Below are 249 nucleotides of genomic sequence, written 5' to 3' on the forward strand. Positions count from 1 at the left end.
GCGCGGGCGCGTACCCGGCCGCGAGGAGTCCGGGGCCCGGGCGCTTGGGCCCCCTCGCGCCGCGCCACAACGGCGCCAGCTCCACGACCCCCGCACCCGACCGCCGGGACGCCCCCGCCCGCGGACCGGCCCGGGTGCCGCCACGCGGCCCCACCCCCGCCGGCCTCGCACCGCTCGCACCCCCGCCGCGGGACCGGGCCCCCGCGCCGCCGACCGCGACGCGACGGCGAGGTCCTGCCTGTCCCGGGA

1 pseudogene is annotated in these 249 nt (G+C 85.5%); it reads right to left on the minus strand.

From position 1 onward, the window contains the following. Positions 1 to 249 (minus strand): annotated as a pseudogene (locus QM806_RS41125) (hypothetical protein); the annotation flags it as partial.

This window comes from Rhodococcus sp. IEGM 1351 (assembly GCF_030056875.1).
GTDB classification, from domain to species: Bacteria; Actinomycetota; Actinomycetes; order Mycobacteriales; family Mycobacteriaceae; genus Rhodococcus_F; species Rhodococcus_F opacus.